The organism is Tabrizicola oligotrophica (assembly GCF_011008935.1).
Lineage (GTDB): Bacteria > Pseudomonadota > Alphaproteobacteria > Rhodobacterales > Rhodobacteraceae > Tabrizicola_A > Tabrizicola_A oligotrophica.
Genome location: NZ_JAAIVJ010000001.1, coordinates 160,075 through 184,865 on the forward strand (window position 1 = coordinate 160,075; position 24,791 = coordinate 184,865).

Genomic DNA, 24,791 nt, shown 5'->3' on the forward strand with positions numbered 1-24,791 from the left:
CCGCAGGAATCTGGGGCGGCTGCACAAAATTTAGTCATATGGCCGTGAAAACAGGCGGATTGCGAACGGGGTGCCGCGAAAATGACCGAACTTCTGACGGCCGCCCAGATGCGCGCCATTGAACAGGCGGCGATTGCCAGCGGCGAAGTGACGGGCCTTGAGCTGATGGAACGCGCCGGACGCGGCGTGGTCGAGGCGGTTTTCGAGGAATGGCCAGAGCTGCGCGCCACCTCGCACCGCGCGGTAGTGCTCTGCGGCCCCGGCAACAATGGCGGCGACGGGTTCGTCGTGGCGCGGCTGTTGAAGGAGTGGGGCTGGGAGGTGGAAGTGTTTCTCTACGGCGACCCCGAAAAGCTGCCCCCGGACGCGCGGGTGAATTATGAGCGGTGGGTGGGGATGGGGGAGGTGACTGCGCTAGCCGTCCTAAATGCCGTGGTAGATGCGCGCGGCGGCAAAGTGGCAGACCTAATCGTCGATGCATTCTTCGGTATTGGCCTCGCTCGTTCCGTGCCTGAAGATGTTGGCTGTGCCCATTACAATCTCTTTATGGGCTATCTTTGCGGACCCGTCGTGGCGGTCGACCTGCCGTCGGGGCTGTGTTCGCAGAGTGGCCGCCCTCTGGAACCCGACGGCTATCGTACTGAAAAGCGGGCAGTCGCACCGTGGCCTGCGCTGGATGGCTATGTGGCAGAGGCTGGCCTGACCGTAACATTTCACGGCCTGAAACCCGGACATCTTCTTGAGGACGGTCCGCGCCATTGCGGAAAGGTGGTGGTGGTGGATATCGGCCTCAAAGGGAACGGTAACGCCCCGTTGAAATTGACCACCTGTCACACCGAACGTCTTGGAAAAAGGCGGGACACTCACAAATTCTCCCACGGCCATGCCCTGATCGTCTCTGGCACCCACGGGCGCTCTGGCGCAGCCCGCCTTGCCGCCCGGGGGGCGCTCAGGATTGGGGCAGGGCTGGTGACGCTGGCCTCGCCCCCCGGTGCCATGGCCGAGAACGCCGCACGGCTCGATGCCATCATGTTGCGCGAGGTGGCGAGGGGCGAGGCGCTGACTGAAATCTTGCAGGACGCCCGCATCAACGCCCTCTGCCTCGGGCCGGGGATGGGGACGGGGGAGCGGGAGGCGGAGATGTTGGCGGCGGCGCTAGGCCGCCCCCCACCAAGCCATATCCCCCCACCCCCCACCCCTCCCCACAAGGGGGAGGGGAGGCGTCTGGTTCTGGATGCCGATGCGCTGACGATCCTGTCGCAGCGCCCTGAGCTTTTCGCCGCCCTGCACGGGTCTTGCATCCTCACCCCGCATGCCGGCGAGTTCGCCCGCCTGTTCCCCGACATCGCCGAAAGACTGAACGCCCCCGCCACCACAGGCCCCGCCTATTCCAAACTCGACGCCACCCGCGAGGCCGCCGCCCGCGCGGGCTGTGTGGTGCTTTTCAAAGGCCCCGACACGGTGATCGCCGACCCCTCGGGCCGCGCTGCCATCAACGCCGCCGTCTATGACCGCGCCGCGCCCTGGCTCGCCACCGCCGGATCGGGCGATGTGCTGGCAGGCTTCCTCACCGGGCTTCTCGCCCGCGGCTTTGCGCCCTTCGACGCCGCCTGCACCGGCGCCTGGCTGCATGTCGAATGCGCGCGGTCCTTCGGGCCGGGGCTGATCGCCGAGGATCTGCCGGAAGAACTGCCCAAGGTCTTCCGCGCGCTCGGGCTTTGATCTTTCATACTGGGAAAAATATCCCCGCCGGAGGCTCCTGCCGCCGATGCCGGACGCTCCGCGGGGGATATTTGGGCCAGTCTGAAAGGCTCAGATGTCGAGGTTGACCCAGACCGGGACGTGATCCGAGGGCTTGTCGCCGGCCCGCACTTGCTTGTCGATCTGCGCCTCGGTCAGGAGATCGGCGGCCTGCGGGCTGAGCAGCAGGTGGTCGATGCGGATGCCGTTGTTGCGCTCCCAGGCGCCGGCCTGATAGTCCCAGAAGCTGTAGTGGCCGGGGGCGGGGTTGCGGGCGCGGAAGGCGTCGGTGAGGCCAAGCGCCATGAGCTGGCGGAAGGCGGCGCGCGAGGCGGGCAGCGCGAGGGCATCGGTGGTCCACAGCTCGGGCCGGGCCGCGTCGGCGTCTTGCGGGATGACGTTGTAATCGCCGCAGAACACGGTGGGCTCTTCCAGCGCCAGCAGCGCCCGGGCGCGCGCCTCCATCCGCGCCATCCAGCCGAGTTTGTAGTCGTATTTCGGTCCCGGTGCGGGGTTGCCGTTCGGCAGGTAAAGCCCGCAGACCCGGATCGGGCGGTGGGCCATGACGGTGGCTTCGATCCAGCGCGCCTGTTCGTCGGCCTCGTCACCGGGCAGGCCGCGGGTCACGTCCTCCAAGGGCAGTTTCGACAGGATCGCCACGCCGTTGAAGCTTTTCTGGCCATGGGTTTCTACCCGGTAACCCATCGTCTCGAAGATCTCGCGCGGGAAGGCTTGGTCGACGGATTTGATCTCCTGCAGGCAGACCACGTCGGGGCTGGCCGCGGCAAGCCAGGCCGGCAGGGCCTCGATCCGGGCCTTGATGCCGTTGATGTTGAAGGTGGCGAGTTTCATCGGGGCGGCTCCGCTGGTCACGCCGGCCAGAGTAGGGCGGTTGGCGGCCGGGGGAAAGCCGTTACTCGCCGCGGATCAGCGCGGCAATCTCGCCGTAGCCGCGCTCTTCGGCCAGCCTGAGCGGCGTCTTGCCGTCGCGGTCGGCGATCTCGCGGTTCGCCCCGGCAGCGACCAGCGCCTTGACCGTGGCCTGATGGTCCGGCCCGCCGTCGCCCAGCACCACCGCCTCGATCAGCGCGGTCCAGCCGAGGTTGTTGACATGGTCAAGCGGCGCTCCGGCCGCGATCAGCCGGCGCACCACTTCGGCGTGGCCGAGATGGGCGGCGGCAATCAGCGCGGTGCCATCCCAGCGGCTGGTCACCAGATCGGCGCGGTTGCCGAGGCGCAGCGCCTCGGAGAGGAACTCGGGGTCATTGGCGACGGCGGCGATGGTCACGGCGTCATAAGTCTCGCCGTCGAGCGCGTTCAGGTCGGCTCCAGCCCTGGCCAGGGCGGCGAGGGCGGTTTCGGAGGAGGCGAAGGCCGCGACATGCACCGCGCGGCGACCGGCGCTGTCCGCAGTTTCCAGATCGGCCCCGGCGGCGGCGAGGCTGCGGATCGTCTCGGCGTCGCCTTCGGCCGCGGCCTGCAGCAGGCCGTCATAGGCCGCAAGCTCGGCGGCGTTGGGGGCGGTCTGGGCCGAGGCGAGGCTGCCGAGCAAGAGAAAACCGCAGGCGAGGAAAGGGCGGCGCAGCATGGGGACAGTCCTGATCCGGTGATCCTGCCCCGCGTTCTGCGGCCCGCGCCGGCAAAGCGCAAATCACAAGCCGGAGACTGGCCGGGTTCAGATCGAAAACGAAGTGCCGCAGCCGCAGGAGGACGAGGCATTGGGGTTTTCCACGACAAAGCGCGCGCCGATCAGTTCCTCGGTGAAATCCACCACGGCATTCGCCAGGAAAGGCAGCGAGACCGGATCGACCAGCACCTTCGCGCCGGATTTCTCGATCACCAGATCGTCCGCCGCCGGATCGTCAAGCCGGATGTCATATTGAAACCCCGAGCAGCCGCCGCCCAGAACGCCGACACGCAAGGCCCGGGCCTCGCCGGTCAGGGCGGCGATCTCGGCAAGACGGGCGAAGGCGCGGTCGGTGACGCGGGGCGGCAGGTTCATCGGTGCATCCCTTTGCAGGTCCGGCCCTGTTCAAGGCCGCTGCATTGAATATAGGGTAGGGCAAAGACCTGAACAAGAACGGCGGAAGATGTCCCTTGCCCCCTTTGCCTGCCTGCCCGATGCCTCGCGCGGGCGGCTGTTTTCCGAAACGATGTCGTCGTTCCGCAGCCCCTTTCAGCGCGACCGCGACCGGATCATCCATTCTTCGGCCTTCCGCCGGCTGAAGCACAAGACGCAGGTGTTCGTGGAACACGAAGGCGATTACTACCGCACGCGGCTGACCCATTCGATCGAGGTGGCGCAGGTGGCGCGCACGATCTCGGGGGTCCTGGGGCTGAACACCGATCTTTCGGAATGCATCGCGCTGGCCCACGATCTGGGCCACACCCCCTTTGGCCACACTGGCGAGGATGCGCTGGCCCTGTTGATGGCGCCCTATGGCGGGTTCGACCACAATGCGCAGGCGCTGCGCATCGTCACCCGGCTGGAGCGGCACTATGCCGATTTCGACGGGCTGAACCTGACCTGGGAAAGCCTGGAAGGGATTGCCAAGCACAATGGCCCGGTCATCGGCCCCAACGCCGATGCAAAACATGCCGGTCCCTTGCCCTATGCGCTGGCCGAGGTGAATGCGCTCTGGGATCTGGAACTGCACACCCATGCCAGCGCCGAGGCGCAGGTGGCCGCGATTGCCGATGACGTGGCCTATTCGCACCATGACCTGCACGACGGGCTGCGCTCGGGCCTGTTCACGGAAGGCGACCTGATGGAGCTGCCGGTCACCGGCCCGGCCTTTGCCGAGGTCGACCGGCTTTATCCGGGGCTGGAAAAGATGCGGCGCCGGCACGAGGCGCTGCGCCGGGTCTTTGGCCGCATGGTCGAGGATGTGATTGCGGTGGCGCAGGGCCGGCTGGAGGCGGCGCAACCGAAATCGGTGGAGGAAATCCGGGCCATGGGCACCACCATCATCCGCTTTTCCAAGCCGCTTTATCAGGAGCTGAAGGCGATCCGGTCGTTCCTGTTCACCCGGATGTATCGCGCGCCTTCGGTGGTGGTGATGCGGACGCAGGTGACGCAGGTGGTGAACGGGCTTTTCCCGCTGTTCCTGTCGCGGCCCGAGCTGTTGCCGGAAGAATGGCGGCAGGACGTCGAGGCCGCGCAAGGCGAGACCGAACTGGCGCGGATCGTGGCCGATTACGTCTCGGGCATGACCGACCGCTTCGCGCTGCAAGAGGGGCAGAGACTGCTGGGGTAGTCCGGGTCCCCCCCCACGGAGGGGGGAGGGAGGCGCCATGCGGGCAAGGGTGGCGCCCCTGTCGCCTTGGCTCACCCGTCCCGCTTGCAGGGAGGGGCCGGCGGGCGCGGCTCTTGTCCCGCGACCCTGCGGGCCTTGGGCCCCGGTGTCTGGCCAGGGTGCGCGGCGGGTGGAACGTGGAACACCTCTCGGGCATGACCGACCGCTTCGCGCTGCAAGAGGGGCAGTGACTGCTGGGGTAACCCGCGTCCCCCCACCCCGACCCTCCCCCACGGAGGGGGGAGGGAGGCGCCATGCGGGCAAGGGTGGCGCCCCTGTCGCCTTGGCTCACCCGTCTCCCTTGTGGGGAGGGGCTGGTGGGCGCGGCTGGTGTCCCGCGACCCTGCGGGCCTTGGGTCCCGGCGTCCGGTCATGGGGCGCGGCGGGTGGAACGTGGAATACCTCTCGGGCGGGACCGACCGCTTTGATCTGCAAGAGGGGTTGAGACTGCTGGGGTAGCCCGCGTCCCCCCACCCCGACCCTCCCCCACGGAGTGGGGAGGGAGGCGCCATGCGGCCAAGGGCGGCGGCGCCCCGTGTCGCCTTGGCTCACCCGTCCCGCTTGCAGGGAGGGGCTGGCGGGAGCGGCTGGTATCCCGCGACCCTTCGGGCCTAGGGCCCCGGTGTCTGGTCAGGGCGCGCGGCGGGTAGAGCGTGGAATACCTCTCGGGCTTGACCGACCGCTTCGCGCTGCAACAGGGGCAGAGACTGCTGGGCGAGGACCCGGCCCCCCCACCCCGACCCTCCCCCACGGAGGGGGGAGGGAGGCGCCATGTGGCCTAGGGCGGCGCCCCTGTCGCCTTGGCTCACCCGTCCCCCTTGTGGGGAGGGGAGGGGGGTGGGGGGCTGGCGGGCGCGGTCTGTGGCAGGTCAAGCCCGACTGTCCGGGCCAGCTCGGCAAGGGGTTGGCCTTGCAGGTTGCGCGTCCCGGGGCTGGCTCCGGCGGCGATCAGCGCCGCTGCCATGGCCGGGCAGTCCTCCAGATGGTCGTCGAATTCGTCGGCAAGGGCGCTGCGCTGGATCACCGCTTCCAGCGGCAGGCGGCCGGTGCGGTCGGGGTCGGTGGGGCTGGCACCGTGAGCCAGGAACCACTGCACCGCCGAAGGGCTGCCGGTCTCCAGCGCGATGAAGAACCACGGGATGCCGCGGGCCTCGCTGGCGCGGGCCAGCCTCGGTCCCCGGGCGTCGAGCGCCGCGATATCGCCGGTCATCAGCGCCTCGATCAGGGCTTCGGGGTTTTCGGCGGGTGGGGGCGCGGGATGGCCCTGCGGCAGGGTGCGGCCTGCCACGCGCAGCAAAAGCCCGGCCATGAACCGGGCGCGGGCGAACAGGCTCGCCGCCACCGGATCAGCCCTTGCGGGCGACCAGCGCCCAAAGACCCGCAACGGCGGTGGAGGCCAGTACGTTCCAGCCCGGCATCGAAATGCCCATGAGCGACCAGGCCACCTTGTCACAGGCCGCCGGGGCCCCGACATTGACCTCGGTGTTCAAAAGGTCCGCCGACGACACGGCCGCCAGCGTGTTGACGCTGCATTGCGCCAGACCCTGCCACCAGCCCTGTTCCACGCCGACATGGAACACGCCGATCCCGGCAGAACTCAGTGCGGCAAGCCCGGCGAGGGCCGCCAGAACAGGTCCGCCGCGCCACAGGTACAGCCCGGCGAAGGCCAGCGCCACGACATGCGGCCAGCGCTGCCAGATGCACAGCACGCAAGGCGCCAGCCCGCCGATGTATTGAAAGGCCAGCGCGCCGAGCAAAAGTCCGGCGGAACCGGCGGCGGCGAGAAGGGCAAGGTGGGTGCGGGTCATGCGGGCCTCAGACATATTTCAAGGTGCCCCAGATCACCGCAACGGCACACAGCACCACGGCGGCAATCAGGGTAAAACGGCGCTCGACGAATTCGGCCATCGGCCTGCCATAGCGTTTCAGCAGCCAGGCCAGGAGGTAGAATCGCCCGCCGCGCGCCACGATGGCAGACAGGATGAACAGTGTCAGGTCAAAGGACACCAGACCTGACAGGATTGTGACCACTTTCATCGGCGGCAGATGCGAAAACCCCGAGGTGACCAGCAGCAGGAGGATGGTGCCGGTGCCGGTGGCGTCTTTCAGCGCGTCAAAGGCGGCGGTCTTGCCGTAGAACTCCAGCAAGGGGCGGGCGATCAGGTCAAAGGCGTAATGTCCGATCAGCCAGCCGAAGACGCCGCCCAGCACCGAGGTCACCGAGGCGATCAGCGCCAGCCGGAAGGCGCGCTCGGGCCGGGCCAGCACCATCGGGATGAACAGCACGTCCGCCGGCAGGGGAAACACCGAGCTTTCCACAAAGGACACCGCGCCCAGCGCCTTTTCGGCATGGCGCGAGGCGGCCCATCTCAGCGTCCAGTCGTAAAGCCTGCGAAACATCGGCGGTCCTGCCTGCGGTTTGCTGTCCTTTGGCCACGCGGCGGCGGCAAGGTCAACACACAGTATGTCGATTGCCACCCCGTCGGCGACGGTCTTATGATCCGGCGTGGGGTTTGGTGAAAGGGTGCGGGATGGAATGGCGTGGCAAACGGCAAAGCCGGAACATCGAGGATCGCCGCCAGATGAGCGCGGGGCGCGGTGGGGCGGTCGGCGGGCTTGGTCTGGTGGCGGTGCTGATCATCGGCTATTTCCTTGGCATCGACGTCACGCCGCTTTTGAACGATCCGGGGATGGCGCCGCAGACGGGCGGGGCAGAGCTGACCGAGGCCGACAGGGCGGCGGGCGAGTTTGTCGCGGTGTCGCTCGGCTATACCGAGACGATCTGGGCCAAGGAATTCGCCGCGCAGCTTGGCCGCGACTATGCGCCGGTGACGCTGGTGCTGTTCAAGGGCGCCACGCGCTCGCCCTGCGGGTCTGCGTCAGGGGCAACGGGGCCGTTCTATTGTCCCGGCGATGGCAAGATCTATCTCGACACCGAGTTCTTTGCGACGATGGAACGCCAGCTTGGCGCGCGGGGCGATTTCGCCATGGCCTATGTGGTGGCCCATGAGGTGGCCCATCATGTGCAGGACGAACTGGGCATTCTCGGCCAGGCCAACCAGATCCGCAGTCAGGTTAGCCAAGCCGAAAGCAACCGCATCTCGGTGATGATCGAATTGCAGGCCGATTGCCTGTCGGGGGTCTGGGCGCGGGGCGTGCAGGAGGAGTTCGGCGCCATCGAGCGCGGCGATTTCGAGGAGGCGCTGAACGCCGCCCGCCAGATCGGCGATGACACGCTGCAACGCAACGCCGGCCAGCGCCCGATGCCGCACACCTTTACCCATGGCACGGCCGAGCAGCGCTCGGGCTGGTTCCAGACCGGGCTGGAGACTGGCGAGATCGCGGCCTGCAACACATTCGAGGCGCCCGACTTGTGACCGTTGACGCCGCCCGCGGGGCCGGATAAACGAAACCCGCTGGCCCGAGTGGCGGAATGGTAGACGCAGAGGTTTCAAAAACCTCCGACGCAAGTCGTGCGAGTTCGAGTCTCGCCTCGGGCACCAGCTTTAACAACATCTGCCAGATTTTCGCCACATTCCCGGCTTTTGCGCGGGAAGGTCCGGCGCGGCACGGTGGCATGATTCGGCTTGATCTTGCGTGACCGGCTGCGCGGCAGCAAAGATTTCCGGCATTTCCCGGGATTGGCGCCGAGGTTGAAACAACCTCTCAGGAAGTTTGTCTAAAATCAGGCGGAAACAAGGAAAGCAGTGGCGGGGGTGCCGGTGTTTCCGTTTCAGAAACAGCAAGCGGAAACCTGACTTGGCGCCATTTGAAAACATGTGAAGCTTTAAGGCGTTACGGCACAAAGCTCAGGGCGCTGATGCGATGTCGGAAACACTGCATCGCCACTGGATTGTGCAAACCTCCGGGTTTCCCGTGCCATTGCGGCAGGCGGGAACAAAGTTGCGCCACATTGTCGTCTTTTTTGCTTCACCTGCGTCCAGAGCGGCGGTATTCAGAAGGGGTCCTTTGCGAAGGGCAGTTTGGCCGTGGGGGCGGCTGTTGCATGGTGGGCGTCGCAAGACGTCTTGGGTTTGAAGGAATTGCCGCCAATTCATCGGGTCTCTGCGGATCTGGTGCGACATCATTAAAATCAGTGTCGTGAACGGGGTTTTCCCCGAACGGTGGTGCTTTCTCTCATCCCTCCAGCGGCGGCAGGCATCTGGGCGCAGGATCCGGTGATCGGGTTGGCGTCAGTCCCTGTTTTCCAGTCGGAGCGGGGGCAGGTGGTCGGGGATCGCGGAGCGGTTCCGAGCAAGTGAGGATGAGAGAGTGCCGGTTTTCGCCCTGTATGATTTCGACGACCTGACGTCGACCGCACTGGACAGTGCGCTCGGCAACGGGGCGCAGAACGGGCTTTATCTGAATGGTGCGACGGCGACCGGCGGTCAGGCGGTGCTTGACGGCGACAATGACCTTGTAAAGATCTTTCCCGATCCCAGTTTCCAGATGGATCGCGGCACGCTCGACATCAGCTTCACCATGGGCGAAGGGCCGCTGTGCGGCACCCAGACGCTGTTGTCGCGCGACAGCGCGGGCACGACGGACGGCGGCTATCGCATTGAAATCCTTGCCGATGGCTCGGTGGTCATCAGCCATGAAACCGCGACCGGCACCGAAACTTTCGGAACCGCTCCCGGTTTTGCCAATCCGGGCGACACGATCAGCCTCAGCTATTCCTGGTATCAGGGCGGGGCGGGCGGCATTCTGGTGATCGACAACGCCACCTCTGGCGCGAGCTTTACCGAAGCCGTGCCGAACACGCTGACCATGGACATGAGCGGCGCGGGCCTCAGCCAGCCCTGGATGATCGGTGCCGGTCAGGCCAGTTCCGACCCCGGTCTGCTGAACAACGTCGATCAGCATTTCGAGGGCTCGGTGACGCTCTTCCAGCTGTCCGATACCGTGGACAACATCACCCGCGACGGCATCGTGCGCGGCACGGCGGGCGATGATCTGATCGACGTCACTTACCCCCATGACAATGACGGCGATTTCGTGGACCGCGACGATGCGATCCTGCCGGGCGACGCGCCCGACGACGACCGCATTCTCGCCGGGGATGGCAATGACACGGTGGCGGCGGGGCAGGGCGACGATTCCATCGAAGGCGGCGCCGGCGACGATCTCCTCAACGGCGAGAACGGCGAGGATACGATCTACGGCCAGGACGGCGATGACACGATCACCGGCCAGAACGGCAATGACACGATCTACGGCGGCAACGGCAATGACTCGGTGCGCGGCGGCACCGATGACGACCTGATCGACACCCGCGGCGAGGGCACGCCGCTGCCCGATCAGGATTATCCCGGGCTTTACGGCGCCGACGCCAATCCCGACGACGACCGCGACACCGTGCGCGCCGGCGAGGGCGATGACACGATCCTGACCGGCGATGATGCCGACCTGATCGAGGCCGGCTATGGCAATGACCTGATCGACGCCGGCTTCGACGACGACTTCGTCAACGGCAATCAGGGCGATGACACCATCGTCGGCGCTGAAGGCAATGACACCGTCGACGCCGGCTGGGGCGATGATCTGGTCTATGGCGGCTATGGCCCGGCGGTGCCGGAGGCGGTGAACATCCCCGACGCCACCGACCTGCGCCCCGACAACGGCCGCGACAGCATTGTCGGCGGGCTCGGCAATGACACGCTTTTCGGCATGGATGACGATGACACGCTGGACGGCGGTCAGGACAATGACCTGATCTATGGCGGCATCGACGAGGATTCGATCCGCGGCAATGTCGGCGACGACCGGATCTTCGGCGATCAGGGCAGCGACACCGTCTCGGGCGGGCAGGGCAATGACACCATCACCGGCGGCGACAATGCCGACCTTCTGTCGGGCGATGCCGACCGCGACGATTTTCATGTCGGCAGCGCGGCGCAGGGCACGGGCGACACCGTCCATGGCGGCGACGGCGGCGACGATTTTGACCGGCTGATCCTGTCGGGCGCCACGCCTTACCGGCTGCGCGACGTGGTCGAGGACAGCGACGGCAACGGCATTGACGGCCGGGTCGAATTTCTGGACGGCGACGGCAATGTGACCGGCAGCCTGACCTTCAGCAACATCGAGGAAATCGTGCCCTGCTTCACACCCGGTACACTGATCGCGACGCCCAAGGGCGAGGTTCCGGTCGAGCATCTGAAGGCCGGCGACCGCGTCATCACCCGCGACAACGGCATTCAGGAAATCCGCTGGACCGGGCAGAAGGCGCTTGGCTGGCGCGATCTGGCCACCAACCCGCATCTGAAGCCGGTGCTGATCCGTCAGGGCAGCCTTGGCAACGGCCTGCCCGAGCGCGACATGATGGTCTCGCCCAATCACCGCATGCTGGTGGCCAATGACCGCACCGCGCTTTACTTCGACGAACACGAGGTGCTGGTCTCGGCCAAGCATCTGGTGGCGGCGGCGGGCATCCAGTCGATCGACTCGATCGGCACGACCTATATCCACTTCATGTTCGACCGCCACGAGGTCGTGCTGTCGAACGGGGCCTGGACTGAAAGCTTCCAGCCCGGCGACTTCACGCTGAAGGGGATGGGCAACGCCCAGCGCGCCGAGATTTTCGAGCTGTTCCCGGACCTCAGGACCGAGGCGGGCCTGAACGACTATCAGGCGGCGCGGCGGACGCTGAAAAAGCACGAAGCGCGGCTCTTGGCGAAATAAGCGGTTATGCAGCGCAGCCGGGTTGGCAGTCTGTCCCCGGTTGCAAAGGAAAAGGGGCCCGTTGCGGGCCCCTTTTTCATGCTGGACGCCGCGGTCCGGGGCGGGAAGGCCTAAGTTGGCTGCGGTAACGGGCGCCGCACGGCAGCTTGCCGCGCAGGGACCGCAACCACAGGCGGAAGCGCCTCGGCGCCGGCGCCGCCAAGGACAGACCCTTGCCACAATCCTTCTCGAATTGACCGAAATCCGTCCACGGTTTCCTCACGAAGTTCTGGCACAACCGGGGCTGGCGCAATGTGTCCTTCCGTCGGGACGGGGCACGGGTCGCGTTTGTTCGGGATGGAACGATGATGGTGACGGTCCGGTTTGACCCTGGAAGGTGCGGGATTTCTGCCGCGCCCCTGCCCGACACCCCCCTGAATTCCCCGTTCCGGCCGCGCCTTTTTGTCGCGTGTTTGTTGCCTGAGGGGGGGCCTGGCCATGGCTATTGCAAATGAACTGACCATCAACACCACCGCCACGGCGCTGGATATGGCCAATGCCATGTTCGGCAGCGGCATTCAGGTGGTTTCCGCCAGCTACAGCGGCGACGCGCTGTCGTCGGGGATCTACAGCGGCGCCCAGTCCGCCATCCCCGGCATCGTGCCCGGTGACAGCGGCGTGATCCTGTCCACCGGCAATGTCGCCGATTTCACCAATTCCTCTGGCACGACCGACACCAATCTCAACGCCGGCGCCACGACCGATACGGCGGGTGGCATCAACGGCGACAGCCAACTGAATGCCGTCGCGGGCATGCAGACCTATGACGGGTCGATCCTGAGCGCCAGTTTCATTCCGACGGGTGACATGCTGACGATGCAATTCGTCTTCACCTCGGAGGAATATCCCGAATACGTCAATGGCGGCGTGAATGATGCTTTCGGCGTCTGGGTCAACGGCCAGTTCGTGCAGGCGACGATCACGGTCGCGGGCAACATCTCGATCGACAACGTCAACGCCAACGCCAACCGCAATCTCTACCGTGACAATACGGCCGACCAGTTCAACACCGAGATGGACGGCTTCACCTATGTCCTGTCCTTCAAGGCGCCGGTCAACGCGGGGGAGGTGAACTCGATCAAGATCGGTATCGCAGATGGCGGCGATGCGATCTACGATTCCAACCTGCTCATCATGGGCGACAGCGTGCAGACCTATGCGCTGGCCATGGATGACACGGTGCAGTTGACGGCGAACTCCAGCCGCAGCTTCGACATTCTGGCCAATGACCGCGACATGCTGGACAGCGGCCTGACCATCACCCATCTGAACGGCACGGCGGTGGTGGCCGGCCAGACTGTGACGCTGCCGACGGGCGAACGCGTGCGGCTGAACGCCGACGGCACGGTGACGGTGTTTTCCGATGGCGATCTCGGGACCAACACGCTGACCTATTCGGTCCGCGATGCCGCCGGCAACACCGACGTCGGCTACATCTTCATCGAAACCGTTGCCGTGACCGGGCCGGACGGCATCGTGCAGGGCACGGCGGGGGCCGATGTCATCCAGACCGGCTATCTGGGCGATCCGGACGGCGACCGTATCGACAACAATGACGGGCAGGGCGTCGGCGGCACCACGGGGGATGCCGACTACATCATGGCAGGCGCGGGCAATGACAGCGTCAGCGCCAACCTTGGCAATGACGTGATCTATGCCGGCACCGGTGACGACACGGTGTTCGGCGGTGCGGGCGACGACTGGGCCAGCCTTGGCGACGGCAATGACAGCTTCGGCACCTACGGCGCCGACAGCGCCGGCAATGACACCATCTATGGCGAGGCCGGGCGCGACAGCCTTGTCGGCGGCGGCGGCAATGATCGGCTGTTTGGCGGCGACGGCAATGACACGCTGTCGGGCGGGGTCGGCAGCGACACGCTTTATGGCGAGGATGACGCCGATCTCTTCGCGGTCACCGACGACCATCAGGGCGACACGATCTTTGGCGGCGAAGGCGGGGTGGACCGCGACCAGATCGCCTTTGCCAACACTGTCTCGACCAATGGCGTCACCGTGACCTTTTCCGGCAACGAGGCCGGCAGCTACGCCTTTCAGGGCACAGCCTCCGGCACCACCGGCAGTTTCAGCGAAATCGAGGCGGTCAGCGGCACGGCCTATGCCGACAACCTGAACGGCGCGGCGACGACCACGGGCGTCACGCTTTCGGGGCTGGGTGGCAATGACACGATCAGCGGCGGCAGCGGGGCCGACACATTGCAGGGCGACAGTGGCCATGATGCGCTGAGCGGGGGCGAGGGGGCCGACCTCCTGACGGGTGGCCTGGCCAATGACAGCCTCATCGGCGGCGGCGGGGCCGATACCCTGCTCGGCGGCGATGATCGCGACCTGCTGGTCGCCGGCATCGGCGATGTGGTGGACGGCGGCGAAGGCGGCGATGACTTTGACACGCTGGATCTGACCGCCTGGGGCCACCCGGCGACCAATATCCTTTATGATGCGAACAACCCCGAGAACGGCACTGTCGAGTTCCTTGACCGGGCGGGCAATGTCATCGGCACGATGAGCTTTGCCAACATCGAGCGGGTCGTGGCCTGTTTCACACCGGGGACGATGATCCTGACCGACCGGGGCGAGGTGGCGGTGGAGGGGCTGCAACCGGGCGACCGGGTGCTGACGCGCGACAACGGCTATCAGGTGATCCGCTGGGCTGGCCGGCGCGATCTGGATGCTGCAGACCTCGCCGCCGAGCCGCGGTTCAACCCGGTCTTCATTGCGGCGGGGGCATTGGGCGCGGGCCTGCCGCAGCGCGACATGCAGGTCAGCCCGCAGCACCGCATGCTGATCTCGGGTCCGAAGGCGGAACTGCTGTTCGGCGAGCATGAGGTTCTGGTGGCCGCGCGGCATCTGGTCGGGCTGGCCGGGATCGAGCAGCGGCTGGCAAGGCGGGTGTCCTACATCCACATCCTGTTCGACAACCACGAGATCCTGCGGGCCGACGGGGCCTGGTCGGAAAGCTTCCAGCCGGGCGAGCTGACGCTGGAAGCCATGGACGACGGCCAGCGCGCCGAAATCCTCGACCTGTTCCCCGAACTTGCCACCGACAAGGCCGCCTTTCCGACCGCCAGACTGGCGCTGAAGGCGCGCGAGGCGCGGGTGCTGCTGGGCCACTGAAGGGCGCCGATTTCTGAGGCAGAAATCGGGGCGGAATTCGTCACGAATTCCGGCCGGCCCGCCAGCGCGCCCAGTCTTCGGGCGTGTCAAGGTCGGTCGTGGCATGGGTGCCGGGCAGCGGCACGATCATGAGCCGGTCCTTGTGGCGCCCGATCACCTCGCGCGCGCCGAGATCGCCGGTCAGGGCCAGAAGCTCGGGGCGCAGGTCGGCGGGAAAACCGACCGGATGGCCGGGGGTGCCGTCCGCCGCGGCGCCGCGCGCGATGCAGTCGGGGCGGATCTGCCAGGCGGCGAGGATTGTCTGCAGGTCCTCGGCGGTGATTTCGGGCAGGTCGGCGAGGAGCAGGAGAACCGGCGCGGCAGCGGGCAGGGCGCCCAGACCTGCCGTCAGGCTGGCGGCCATGCCCGCCTCGGGGTTCGGCACCGCGACAAGGCGCAGGGCCAGGCCGGCAAGGCAGGCCGCGCGGCCGGGCCGGTCGGGGGGCAGGGCGACGCTGACCGGGCAGCCGGTTGCAAGCGCCGCCCTGGCGATGCGGGCCAGTTGCGGCTCGCCGTCGATGCATTCAAGAAGCTTGTCGCCGCCGCGCATGCGCGAGGAGGAGCCGGCGGCGAGGAGGAGGATTTCGGGTGTCATGGCACGGGTGATGCCATGAAAAAAGGGGGGCTGTCTGCCCCCCTTCGTCGCGTTGCTCCCATGCCATTGGTCTCTCGGAGCGATGGCGAAATCAATGGCATCCCCCCGAGGATATTTTCACCACATTGAAGGCGGCGAGGGGTCAGGCCCGCATCCGCCCGCCGTCGTCCCATAGCGGCGCGAGGTGGACGGTCGCCTTGCGGCGCATCCCGAGGATCTCGATTTCGCACTCGAGGCCGTCCTTCACCGCCTCGGCCGGCAGGAAGCCCTGGGCCACGGATTTGCCGGTCCAGTGGCTGAAGCCGCCCGAGGTGCAGAAGCCGACCACCGCGCCGTCAAGCCAAATTGGCTCCCAGGCGACGACATCGGCCTCATCGGCATCGACCACGAAGGAGACGAGGCGGCGTTTCGGCCCTGTGGCCTTTTCCGCGAGCGCGGCGGATTTGCCGATCCAGTCGGCCTCCTTGTTCCAGCGGATGAACCGGTCGAGCCCGGTTTCCATCGGGGTATAGTCGGGCGAGAATTCGCGGCCCCAGGAGCCGAACCATTTGTCGAGACGCAGGGACATCATGGCGCGCATGCCGAAGGGGCGCAGCCCAAGGTCGGCGCCGTGGGCGTTCAGCGTGTCCCAGAGGTGGCGGACCGAATGGACATCGCAGAAGATCTCATAGCCCAAGTCGGCGGTGTAGCTGACGCGCTGGATCAGGCAATTGGCCATGCCGACGGTCATCTTCTTCACGTCCATGAAACGGAAGGCCTCGGCCGAGACATCCGAGCGGGTGCAGCGGGCGAGAAGCTCGCGCGCCTTCGGGCCGGCGATGGTGAAGCCGGAACGCGAGTCGGAGATGTTCTCAACCGCGACGCCCTCCATCGGGTTCTGCTCGAACCAGCGCTGGTGCCAGCCCTGCGCGCCATAGCTGGCGGTCAGCTGGAATTCGGTTTCCGAAAGGCAGGAGACGGTGAAATCGCCGATGATCTTGCCGGAATGGGCCAGCATCGGGGTCAGCGACAGCCGGCCGGGCTTCGGAATGCTGCCGGCCATGATCCGGTCAAGCCAGGCGCGGGCGTTCGGGCCTTTGACCAGATATTTGCCGAAGTTCTGCAACTCGTTGATGCCGACGCCTTCGCGGACCGCCATCACCTCTTGTCGGGTGGCTTCCCAGGCGTTCGAGCGGCGGAAGGTCGGGTCTTCATGGCGTGGCTCGCCGGGCAGCGCGTGGTAGTTCACCACTTCAAGCCCGTATTGCTGGCCCCAGACCGCGTTCATGCCGTCGAACACCTCATACATCGGCGTGGTGCGGAAGGGGCGGGCGGCTGGGCGTTCCTCGTTCGGATAAGAGACGTTGAAGCGCATCTGATAGTTTTCGATCACCTTCGGCACGGTGTAGCCGGGGCTTGTCCAGGTGCCGAAGCGCGCCACGTCAAAGCCGCGCGGGTCGCGTTCGACCTCGCCCTCGATCATCCATTGCGCCAGCGCCAGACCCATGCCGCCGCCCTGGCTGAAGCCGGCCATCACCGCGCAGGCCGACCAGTAGTTCCGCAGGCCCGGCACCGGACCAATGAGCGGGTTGCCGTCGGGGGCGAAGGTGAAGGGGCCGTGGATCACCCGCTTGACGCCCGAGCGTTCCAGCACCGGGAAGCGGCGGTAGGCGAAGTTGACCGAGTCTTCGATCTTGTCGAACTGCTCGTTCAGCAGTTCATGGCCGAAGTCCCAGGGCGTGCCGTCGACCGACCACGGCTCGCAGGGCTTTTCGTAGAACCCGATGCAGAGGCCGCGGCCTTCCTGACGCAGATAGCTTTCGCCGCCGGGGTCCATCACATGCGGGAATTCATTGCCCGATTTCAGGATCTCCATGATTTCGGGAATGTCGTCGGTGACGAGATACTGGTGCGCCATCGGCAAGAGCGGCAGGTAGACCCCGGCCATCGCGCCGATCTCTCGCGCCCAGAGGCCGCCGGCATTGACCAGATGCTCGCAGGTGACAGTGCCTTTTTCGGTGACGACTTCCCAGCCGTCGCGGGTAGGCCGGGTTTCCAGCACGCGGTTGTGCAGCACGATCTCGGCCCCGCCCATCCGCGCGGCCTTGGCATAGGCATAGGTGGTGCCCGAAGGGTCAAGGTGGCCATCGAGGGGGTCGTAAAGCGCGCCGATGATGCCTTCTAGGTTCACCATGCCATGCGTGAACTTGCGGATTTCCTCCGGCCCGAGGATTTCGGTATCCAGCCCCATGTAGCGGTGCTTGGCGCGCTCGGCCTTCAACTGTTCAAAGCGCGCCTGATTGTCGGCAAGGGTGATGCCGCCGACATGGTGCAGCCCGCAGGACATGCCGGTGATTTCCTCCAGCTCCTTGTAAAGCCGGATGGTGTAGCCTTGCAGGGCGGCCATGTTGGTGTCGCCGTTCAGGGTGTGGAACCCCCCCGCCGCGTGCCAGGTGGAGCCCGAGGTCAGCTCCGAGCGTTCGATCAGCATGACGTCGGACCAGCCGAGCTTGGTCAGGTGGTAAAGCACCGAGCAGCCGACAACGCCGCCGCCGATCACCACCACGCGGGCATGGGTTTTCATGTGGGAGACTCCATTCACAGATTTGCAGGCAGAATGGCGGGGCGGGGCGGGGTGGTCATGCGGATTTGCGACAAAATCCGTCGCAAATGGATTGTCCCTGCCGGGGTGGCACGAAATGAAAAGGGCGCCCGAAGGCGCCCCTTGTCTGATTTGGCTGTCGCTCACTTCTCGGGAATGAGCCCCCTGGGCGCGAAGCGCAGCACGAGCAGCAGCACGATGCCAAGCGTGACAAGGCGCATGTGCTGGGCGCTGTCGATCAGGTGGGTTTTCAGGTCGCCGGCGGGCAGGGCGGCAGTCAGCCAGCCCATCAGGCCGGGGCCGAGGTATTCCACCGCCAGCCAGAGCCAGCCGAGCAGCAGCCCGCCCAACACCGCGCCCCAGTTGTTGCCCGAGCCGCCGACAATGACCATCACCCAGATCAGGAAGGTGAAGCGCAGCGGCGAATAGACGCCGGGCACCAGCTGGCCCTCCATCGAAGTCAGCATGGCGCCGGCAAGCCCCACCACGGCCGAGCCGATGATGAAGATCTGCAGGTGGCGCCGGGTGACGTTCTTGCCCATCGCAGAAGCCGCGACCTCGTTGTCGCGGATGGCGCGCATCATCCGGCCCCAGGGGCTGTTCAAGGCGCGTTCCGAGGCCCAGATGATCGCCAGCAGCACGGCCCCGAAGATCGCCAGATAGAGCAGCTTGACGAAGATCGTCGAGGCGGTGATCGGGTCGAACCCCCAGCCGGTGACGCGGGCCACGAACTCGGGGTCGGCCTGCAGGTCGACCTCGTAGGGCACGGGCCAGGGCCGCGGCAGGCCGGTGACGTTCTTGACGCCGCGGGCCAGCCAGTCTTCGGATTTCAGCACCACCACGATGATTTCGGCAATGCCGAGCGTCGCGATGGCGAGATAGTCCGAGCGCAGGCCAAGGGCGATCTTGCCGATGACCCAGGCGCCAAGCCCGGCAAAGATCGCGCCCACCGGCCAGGCCAGCAGCGAGGGCAGGCCGAAGCCGCCGATATTGCCATAGGTGGCCGGGTTGAAGGCCTCGACCGCCGCCACGCCCTGATCGAAGACATAGCGGTAGAGGAAGAAGCCGGCGACGACCAGCGCCGTCACCGCCAGCGCGCGCAGGCGGCCCGGTTTCATGGCGCGGTACAGCAGCGTTGCCGCCACGATCACTGCGACGCCAAGCGCCAGACCGCCCAGCACCGCCCAGCCGCCGGCGGCAAAGCCCTCGGGCACCGGCTTGGCCGAGACCACGACCACGGCAAGGCCGCCGAGCGCCACCGAGCCGACGATGCCGGTGGAGAAGAGGCCGGCATAGCCCCATTGCATGTTCACGCCCAAGGCCATGATGGCCGACAGGATGCCGATATTCAGGATCTGCAGGCTGAGGTTCCAGCTTTGGAACAGGCCGGTCAGGATGAACAGCAGGGCGACGCCGGCAAAGAGAAGAAGGTTGCGGGTAGAGGTTGCCATCTTACTTCCCCTTGAAGATGCCGGTCGGCATGAAAAGCAGCACGATGATGAGGATCGAGAAGCTGACCGCCACCTTGTAATCGGTGGACAGAAGCTGCATCAGCCCATCGGGCGCAAGGCTGTCGGGCAGCACATAGGTTGCCACCTTCTTCCAGGCATAGGTCAGCACCACTTCGCTGAGGGCGACGATATAGCCCCCGGCAATGGCGCCGAGCGGGCTGCCCAGCCCCCCCACCACGGCCGCGGCAAAGACCGGCAGCAAGAGCTGGAAGTAGACGAAGGGACGGAACGATTTATCAAGCCCGTAAAGCGTGCCGGCGATCACCGCCAGCGCGGCGGCGATGATCCAGGTCACCTGCACCACCCGGTCAGGGTTGATGCCCGACAGCAACGCCAGATCCTCGTTGTCGGAAAAGGCGCGCATCGACTTGCCGGTGCGGGTCTTTTGCAGGAACCAGAACAGCGCGGCGACGCAGATCACCGCGACCACCACCGTCACCGCAACTGTCGTCTTGATGACCAGCGGTTCGGCAAGGCCAGTGGCGGCCTTGAAGGTGTTGCCATCCAGAAGGAAGCGCGCGCCATCGGTAAAGTTGCGCTCCTCGACGCCGATAATCAGACGGACGAGGCCGTTCATTACGAACATCACGCCCGCCGAGACGATCACCAGAATGATCGGCGCGGCCTTTTGCCGGCGGTAGAATTTGTAGATCCCGGCGTCAGTGGCCAAGACCAGCGCCGCGGTTGCCGCGATGCCGAAGGGCAGGGCGAGAAGCGCCGTCGGCAAGGGGCCGAAGGAGATGCCCCAGCTTTGGAACAGCCAGGTGAACATGATGACGATGGCGGTGCCGAAGGCCATGGTGTCGCCATGGGCGAAGTTGGAAAACCGCAGCACGCCGAAGATCAGCGTCACGCCAAGCGCGCCGAGCGCCAGCTGGCTGCCATAGGCGACGCCGGGGATCACGACAAAGTTCAGAAGGGCCACAAGGGCGTTGAGGAAATCCATGTCTCAGCCCCCAAGGAAGGAACGACGGACCTCGGGGTCGGCCAGCAGGGCCTCGCCGGTGTCGGTGAAACGGTTGGCGCCCTGCACGAGGACATAACCTTTGTCCGCAATATCAAGCGCTTGTCTGGCGTTCTGTTCGACCATCAGGATCGAGATCCCGGTGCGGGCAATCTCGATGATGCGGTCGAAAAGCTCGTCCATGACGATGGGCGACACGCCGGCGGTGGGTTCGTCCAGCAGAAGAACCGAAGGCTTGGTCATCAGCGCCCGACCGACGGCCACCTGCTGACGCTGACCGCCAGAAAGCTCGCCCGCCGCCTGATAGCGTTTTTGGCGAAGGATCGGGAACAGGCCATAGATCTGCTCCATGGTCTCCTTGATCCCGACCTCGTCGTCGCGGATGAAGGCGCCCATTTCCAGATTTTCCTCCACCGTCATGCCGGTGAAGATGTTGTGGGTCTGCGGCACAAAGCCCATGCCCTTGCGGACGCGGGCCTGCGGCGACAGCTTGGTGATGTCCTCGCCGTCCAGCATCACCCGGCCGCCGCGCAGGTTGAGCATGCCGAAGGTGGCCTTCATGGCGGTGGACTTGCCCGCGCCGTTCGGGCCGACGATCACGGCGATCTCGCCCTTGTTCACGGCAATAGTACAGTTGTGCAAGATGTCGACCGGGCCATAGCCGCCAGTCATGTTCTCGCCGATCAGGAACGGCGTGTCAGCCATGCGCGGCCTCCTCTTTCACCTTGTTCTTCAGGCCGGTGCCGAGATAGGCCTCGATCACGCGCTCGTCGTTCTTCACTTCCTCGACCGTGCCTTGCGCCAGCACCTTGCCTTCGGCCATGCAGATCACCGGGTTGCACAGGCGGGCGATGAAATCCATGTCATGCTCGATGACGCAGAAGGTATAGCCGCGCTCCTTGTTCAGCCGCACGATGGCATCGCCGATGGTGTTCAGCAGGGTGCGGTTCACGCCGGCGCCGACCTCGTCCAGAAAGACGATCTTGGCATCGACCATCATGGTGCGGCCCAGTTCCAGAAGCTTCTTCTGCCCGCCCGAGATGTTGGACGCGCGCTGGTCGGCCAGATGCGAGATCGTCAGGAACTCCAGCACCTCGTCGGCCTTGTCGCGCAGGCGTTTTTCCTCGGCCGCCACTGCGCCGCGGCGGAAACAGGCGTTCCACAGGCTTTCGCCCGATTGCGCGGCGGGCACCATCATCAGGTTTTCCCGCACGGTCATCGAACCGAATTCATGGGCAATCTGGAAGGTGCGCAACAGCCCCTTGGCAAACAGCTCATGCGGCGCCATGCCGGTGATGTCCTCGCCGTCCATCACCACCCGGCCCGAGGTGGGCGGCAGGCGTCCGGCGACGACGTTGAACAGCGTGGTCTTGCCCGCACCGTTCGGGCCGATCAGCCCGGTGATGGAGCCGGTCTCGATCTTCAGCGAGGCACCGTCAACGGCCCGGAAACCGCCGAAATGCCTGTGAAGGTTTTCGACAACGATCATGTCTTCCCCCTTTGAAACGGGCCTCTTGTCACGCCTGCGCGCGCGGGCCGCCTTTCTTTAAGGCAACGGCCCGAGGTTGTGCCCCGGGCCGCGCCAATGGTCTCAGTTCGAACCGATCAACGGAAGGTGACGGTTTCGTACTTGCCGCCCTTGATCTCGAACTGCTTGTAGCGACCGGCGGATTCGCCCGGGCCGACCAGCGTCACGCCCGAGGCGCCGTCATAGTCGATGGCGGTGCCGGCGGCGATCAGTTCAAGCGCCTTGCCCAGCTCGCCGGGAAGGATCTTGACGCCCGAGCCATCCGCCGGACCGTTGGCGATTTCCATGATCTTGGCCGAGTAGACCTTCGAGTCGGTCGACTTGGTGGCCTCCATCGCCAGCATGATCAGCGCAGCGGCGTCATAGCTTTCCATCGAATAGGGCGAGGTGGCGTCGAACGCGGTCGCAGCGGTCTTGCCCATTTCGGTCAGGATCGCAGCACCGGGGCTGTCGGACTGGGCCACCTGGCCATAGGAGCCGTCAAGCGCCGGACCGATGGCGGCGGGCAGCGAGTCACCCACCATGCCGCCCGGCAGACCGAAGGTCGCGAAGGCGCCGGAGTCGAGCGAGGCCTGGATGATGCCCTTGCCGCCCTGGTCGAGGTAGCCCGCAACGACCAGCAGGTCACCGCCAGCCGCGGCCAGCGAGGCGACTTCGGCCGAATAGTCGGCCTTGCCGTCTTCGTGCGGGATGTTGATCGAAACGGTGCCGCCCTTGGCCTGGAAGCCGGCAGCGATGGCTTCGGCCAGACCCTTGCCGTAGTCCGAGTTCGAATAGGTCAGCGCGATGGTCTTGACGCCTTTTTCCGACAGGATCTCGCCCATGATTTCGCCTTCGCGGGCGTCCGACGGGGCGGTGCGGAAGAACAGGCCGTCATCTTCGGCGGTCGAGAGCGCCGGCGAGGTGGCCGAGGGCGACACCATCGCGATGCCGTTCGGGCGGGCGACGTTCTGCAGGACCGCGCCGGTCACGCCCGAGCAGTCGCCGCCGATGATGCCCTTGACGCCGTCAGCGGTGATCATGCGCTCGGCCGCAGCCGTGGCCGCCGCCGCGTCAACGCAGGTCGAATCGCCGCGCACCGAGGCATAGGCATTGGCCGCCTTGCCCGACGCGTTCACTTCCGCCATCGCCAGTTCCGACGCCGCCGCCATGTGGCTGGTCAGCGATTCGATCGGGCCGGTGAAGCCGATCAGAATACCCAGTTTCACGTCTTCAGCCGAAGCCGCGCCGGTAAGAGCCAGCGTCGCAGCCGAAGCCATAAGCATTTTTTTCATTGGTATCTCCCTTGTTGGATCGCAATCCTGCCGGGCACGTTAGAGGGGCGTGCCGAAAAAGGGAAGCCCCTTTGTGTCGACATGGTGGCGACAAGAGGCAGTGCGATGGCGACAAGAATAGATTGCCAATGGGCCGGAAAGGTTCGCGGCCGGCCGGGCGAGCTTGCCGCCCGACCCCGTAGTCATTTCCCGTTGAAGCTTCAAGCTTGAACCAGTTGTCCATTGCGGATTCCACGTGCAAATACACGGATTCCCGCTCTGGCTGTGGGTCAGATCGACAACCGCCCGGCCATCGCCGCAGCGGGCAGGCCTTGGGTGCCGCGCTCGCGGTAGGGGGTGGTGTTGTAGTGGCTGCGGTAGCATTTCGAGAAATGCGACGGGCTGGCGAAACCGCAGGCCAGCGCCACGTTGATGACGCTCATGTCGGTCTGCATCAACAGGTTGCGGGCCTTTTGCAGCCGCAGCTCCATATAATAGCGCTTCGGACTGCGGTTCAGGTAGCGGCGGAACAGGCGTTCCAGCTGCCGGGTCGACATGCCGACCTCTTCGGCCAGATCGGCGGGCGACATCGGGTCTTCGATGTTGCCCTCCATCATCTGGATGACCTGGCTCAATTTGGGGTGGCGCACGCCGATGCGGGTCGGAATCGACAGGCGCTGGGTATCCTGATCGGTGCGGATGGCCGAATAGATCAGCTGGTCGGCAACCGTATTGGCAAGTTCTTCTCCCTGATCGGCGGCGATGAACTTCAGCATCAGGTCGATGGACGAGGTGCCGCCCGCCGTGGTCCAGCGGTTGCCGTCCATGACAAAGACCGATTTCGTCAGCTTGACCTGTTCGAATTCCTCAAGGAAACCGTCCTGATTCTCCCAGTGGATCGTCGCCTTCTTGCCGTCCAGAAGCCCGGCCTTGGCCACGGCATAGGCCCCGGTGCACAGACCGCCGATGGTGACGCCGCGCCGCGCCTCGCGCCGCAGCCAGTTCAGCACTGTCCGGGTGGCCGCGCGCTGCGCGTCAAGGCCGCCGCAGACCAGCACGACGTCGTCGCGGTCGATCTCTTCCAGCCCGATGTCAAGCTTGAAGGCCGCGCCGTTCGAGCAGGTCACCATGTCGCCTTCGCCGGCGAGCACCCAGCGATAAAGCTCCTCGCCGGCAACCCGGTTGGCCACGCGCAAGGGCTCGATGGCGCCCGCGAAGGACATCATGGTGAAACGATCGAGCAGCAGAAAGACGAAACGCTTGGGCGTCGCGGTCTTGACAACCGGGGTGGCCTTGCGCTGGGGGCTGGGCATCTTGCGACCTGTTTGTGTCGGAATCAGAGGATGGAAACAGGAAATTCGCCGCTCCGCAAGGCGATTCCGCCCGGAAACACATCCTTTCCGCCTTTGCTTCCGCCGCAATTTTCCCT

The 24,791-nt window shown here is 65.8% G+C and carries 19 protein-coding genes and 1 tRNA gene; 6 read left to right on the forward strand and 14 right to left on the reverse strand.

Going from position 1 to position 24,791, the window contains the following annotated elements:
* The first annotated feature begins 81 nt into the window (after positions 1 to 81).
* Complete coding sequence (locus tag G4Z14_RS00795) at positions 82 to 1,722, forward strand: NAD(P)H-hydrate dehydratase (protein ID WP_164622843.1); 1,641 nt, start codon at positions 82 to 84, stop codon at positions 1,720 to 1,722.
* Positions 1,723 to 1,812: 90 nt separating this feature from the next.
* Here G4Z14_RS00795 and xth read toward each other — a convergent pair whose 3' ends face one another.
* From xth to G4Z14_RS00810, 3 genes are all read right to left on the reverse strand, one after another.
* Positions 1,813 to 2,592 carry an exodeoxyribonuclease III gene (gene xth / locus G4Z14_RS00800; RefSeq protein ID WP_164623479.1) on the reverse strand — a complete coding sequence of 260 codons (780 nt, stop codon included), beginning with the start codon at positions 2,590 to 2,592 and terminating at the stop codon, positions 1,813 to 1,815.
* A gap of 61 nt (positions 2,593 to 2,653) precedes the next feature.
* Positions 2,654 to 3,328: an ankyrin repeat domain-containing protein gene (locus G4Z14_RS00805; RefSeq protein ID WP_164622845.1), complete on the reverse strand. Its 675-nt coding sequence runs from the start codon at positions 3,326 to 3,328 to the stop codon at positions 2,654 to 2,656.
* 87 nt (positions 3,329 to 3,415) lie between these two features.
* Positions 3,416 to 3,742: a HesB/IscA family protein gene (locus G4Z14_RS00810; protein ID WP_164622846.1), complete on the reverse strand. Its 327-nt coding sequence runs from the start codon at positions 3,740 to 3,742 to the stop codon at positions 3,416 to 3,418.
* An 88-nt stretch (positions 3,743 to 3,830) separates the two neighbouring features.
* Here G4Z14_RS00810 and G4Z14_RS00815 point away from each other — a divergent pair, with 88 nt between their 5' ends.
* Positions 3,831 to 4,997 (forward strand): deoxyguanosinetriphosphate triphosphohydrolase, encoded by a 1,167-nt coding sequence (locus G4Z14_RS00815; RefSeq protein WP_164622847.1) that lies wholly within the window; start codon positions 3,831 to 3,833, stop codon positions 4,995 to 4,997.
* An 844-nt stretch (positions 4,998 to 5,841) separates the two neighbouring features.
* Here the strand turns inward: G4Z14_RS00815 and G4Z14_RS00820 are convergent.
* Genes G4Z14_RS00820 through G4Z14_RS00830 form a run of 3 tightly spaced genes read right to left on the reverse strand, consistent with a single transcriptional unit; the run spans position 5,842 to position 7,436 of the window.
* Positions 5,842 to 6,378 carry a hypothetical protein gene (locus G4Z14_RS00820; RefSeq protein WP_164622848.1) on the reverse strand — a complete coding sequence of 179 codons (537 nt, stop codon included), beginning with the start codon at positions 6,376 to 6,378 and terminating at the stop codon, positions 5,842 to 5,844.
* A 4-nt stretch (positions 6,379 to 6,382) separates the two neighbouring features.
* Complete coding sequence (locus G4Z14_RS00825; RefSeq protein WP_164622850.1) at positions 6,383 to 6,844, reverse strand: disulfide bond formation protein B; 462 nt, start codon at positions 6,842 to 6,844, stop codon at positions 6,383 to 6,385.
* Between the two features lie 7 nt (positions 6,845 to 6,851).
* A complete protein-coding gene (locus tag G4Z14_RS00830; protein ID WP_164622852.1) occupies positions 6,852 to 7,436 on the reverse strand; it encodes a YqaA family protein in 585 nt (194 codons plus the stop codon).
* Positions 7,437 to 7,567: 131 nt separating this feature from the next.
* On the opposite strand from G4Z14_RS00830, the gene ypfJ reads away from it, so the two are divergent.
* The 4 genes from ypfJ to G4Z14_RS00850 all read left to right on the forward strand — a co-directional run bounded on the left by ypfJ (position 7,568) and on the right by G4Z14_RS00850 (position 14,891).
* Positions 7,568 to 8,413, forward strand: a complete 846-nt coding sequence (ypfJ, locus tag G4Z14_RS00835; RefSeq protein ID WP_164622853.1) for a KPN_02809 family neutral zinc metallopeptidase — start codon at positions 7,568 to 7,570, stop codon at positions 8,411 to 8,413.
* 42 nt (positions 8,414 to 8,455) lie between these two features.
* Positions 8,456 to 8,539, forward strand: a tRNA-Leu gene (locus G4Z14_RS00840).
* Positions 8,540 to 9,485: 946 nt separating this feature from the next.
* Positions 9,486 to 11,720 carry a Hint domain-containing protein gene (locus tag G4Z14_RS00845; RefSeq protein ID WP_407703788.1) on the forward strand — a complete coding sequence of 745 codons (2,235 nt, stop codon included), beginning with the start codon at positions 9,486 to 9,488 and terminating at the stop codon, positions 11,718 to 11,720.
* A gap of 477 nt (positions 11,721 to 12,197) precedes the next feature.
* Complete coding sequence (locus G4Z14_RS00850; RefSeq protein ID WP_164622855.1) at positions 12,198 to 14,891, forward strand: Hint domain-containing protein; 2,694 nt, start codon at positions 12,198 to 12,200, stop codon at positions 14,889 to 14,891.
* 40 nt (positions 14,892 to 14,931) lie between these two features.
* Here the strand turns inward: G4Z14_RS00850 and G4Z14_RS00855 are convergent, their stop codons facing one another.
* The 8 genes from G4Z14_RS00855 to G4Z14_RS00890 form a co-directional block, all read right to left on the reverse strand.
* The gene (locus G4Z14_RS00855; protein ID WP_164622857.1) at positions 14,932 to 15,525 is read right to left on the reverse strand and encodes a nucleotidyltransferase family protein; all 594 of its coding nucleotides are present in this window, start codon (positions 15,523 to 15,525) and stop codon (positions 14,932 to 14,934) included.
* A gap of 142 nt (positions 15,526 to 15,667) precedes the next feature.
* A complete protein-coding gene (locus G4Z14_RS00860; RefSeq protein WP_164622859.1) occupies positions 15,668 to 18,088 on the reverse strand; it encodes a GcvT family protein in 2,421 nt (806 codons plus the stop codon).
* 161 nt (positions 18,089 to 18,249) lie between these two features.
* The gene (locus tag G4Z14_RS00865) at positions 18,250 to 19,557 is read right to left on the reverse strand and encodes a branched-chain amino acid ABC transporter permease (protein WP_164622860.1); all 1,308 of its coding nucleotides are present in this window, start codon (positions 19,555 to 19,557) and stop codon (positions 18,250 to 18,252) included.
* A gap of 1 nt (position 19,558) precedes the next feature.
* Positions 19,559 to 20,563, reverse strand: a complete 1,005-nt coding sequence (locus tag G4Z14_RS00870; protein ID WP_164622862.1) for a branched-chain amino acid ABC transporter permease — start codon at positions 20,561 to 20,563, stop codon at positions 19,559 to 19,561.
* Positions 20,564 to 20,566: 3 nt separating this feature from the next.
* Complete coding sequence (locus tag G4Z14_RS00875; protein WP_164622863.1) at positions 20,567 to 21,286, reverse strand: ABC transporter ATP-binding protein; 720 nt, start codon at positions 21,284 to 21,286, stop codon at positions 20,567 to 20,569.
* Positions 21,279 to 22,070 carry an ABC transporter ATP-binding protein gene (locus G4Z14_RS00880; RefSeq protein WP_164622864.1) on the reverse strand — a complete coding sequence of 264 codons (792 nt, stop codon included), beginning with the start codon at positions 22,068 to 22,070 and terminating at the stop codon, positions 21,279 to 21,281. Before G4Z14_RS00880 ends, G4Z14_RS00875 begins: the two co-directional genes overlap by 8 nt.
* Before the next feature lie 116 nt (positions 22,071 to 22,186).
* Positions 22,187 to 23,383 (reverse strand): ABC transporter substrate-binding protein, encoded by a 1,197-nt coding sequence (locus tag G4Z14_RS00885; protein ID WP_164622865.1) that lies wholly within the window; start codon positions 23,381 to 23,383, stop codon positions 22,187 to 22,189.
* A 269-nt stretch (positions 23,384 to 23,652) separates the two neighbouring features.
* Complete coding sequence (locus G4Z14_RS00890; protein ID WP_164622866.1) at positions 23,653 to 24,675, reverse strand: GlxA family transcriptional regulator; 1,023 nt, start codon at positions 24,673 to 24,675, stop codon at positions 23,653 to 23,655.
* Positions 24,676 to 24,791 lie beyond the last annotated feature (116 nt).

Coding starts and splice junctions, on each gene's coding strand:
- G4Z14_RS00870 (WP_164622862.1), bottom strand. CDS start 20,563: ATGGATTTCCTCAACGCCCTTGTGGCCCTTCTGAACTTTGTCGTGATC.
- G4Z14_RS00880 (WP_164622864.1), bottom strand. CDS start 22,070: ATGATCGTTGTCGAAAACCTTCACAGGCATTTCGGCGGTTTCCGGGCC.
- G4Z14_RS00810 (WP_164622846.1), bottom strand. CDS start 3,742: ATGAACCTGCCGCCCCGCGTCACCGACCGCGCCTTCGCCCGTCTTGCC.
- G4Z14_RS00815 (WP_164622847.1), top strand. CDS start 3,831: ATGTCCCTTGCCCCCTTTGCCTGCCTGCCCGATGCCTCGCGCGGGCGG.
- G4Z14_RS00860 (WP_164622859.1), bottom strand. CDS start 18,088: ATGAAAACCCATGCCCGCGTGGTGGTGATCGGCGGCGGCGTTGTCGGC.
- G4Z14_RS00865 (WP_164622860.1), bottom strand. CDS start 19,557: ATGGCAACCTCTACCCGCAACCTTCTTCTCTTTGCCGGCGTCGCCCTG.
- G4Z14_RS00845 (WP_407703788.1), top strand. CDS start 9,486: ATGGATCGCGGCACGCTCGACATCAGCTTCACCATGGGCGAAGGGCCG.
- G4Z14_RS00855 (WP_164622857.1), bottom strand. CDS start 15,525: ATGACACCCGAAATCCTCCTCCTCGCCGCCGGCTCCTCCTCGCGCATG.
- xth (WP_164623479.1), bottom strand. CDS start 2,592: ATGAAACTCGCCACCTTCAACATCAACGGCATCAAGGCCCGGATCGAG.
- G4Z14_RS00825 (WP_164622850.1), bottom strand. CDS start 6,844: ATGACCCGCACCCACCTTGCCCTTCTCGCCGCCGCCGGTTCCGCCGGA.
- G4Z14_RS00830 (WP_164622852.1), bottom strand. CDS start 7,436: ATGTTTCGCAGGCTTTACGACTGGACGCTGAGATGGGCCGCCTCGCGC.
- G4Z14_RS00850 (WP_164622855.1), top strand. CDS start 12,198: ATGGCTATTGCAAATGAACTGACCATCAACACCACCGCCACGGCGCTG.
- G4Z14_RS00885 (WP_164622865.1), bottom strand. CDS start 23,383: ATGAAAAAAATGCTTATGGCTTCGGCTGCGACGCTGGCTCTTACCGGC.
- G4Z14_RS00795 (WP_164622843.1), top strand. CDS start 82: ATGACCGAACTTCTGACGGCCGCCCAGATGCGCGCCATTGAACAGGCG.
- G4Z14_RS00805 (WP_164622845.1), bottom strand. CDS start 3,328: ATGCTGCGCCGCCCTTTCCTCGCCTGCGGTTTTCTCTTGCTCGGCAGC.
- G4Z14_RS00875 (WP_164622863.1), bottom strand. CDS start 21,286: ATGGCTGACACGCCGTTCCTGATCGGCGAGAACATGACTGGCGGCTAT.
- ypfJ (WP_164622853.1), top strand. CDS start 7,568: ATGGAATGGCGTGGCAAACGGCAAAGCCGGAACATCGAGGATCGCCGC.
- G4Z14_RS00890 (WP_164622866.1), bottom strand. CDS start 24,675: ATGCCCAGCCCCCAGCGCAAGGCCACCCCGGTTGTCAAGACCGCGACG.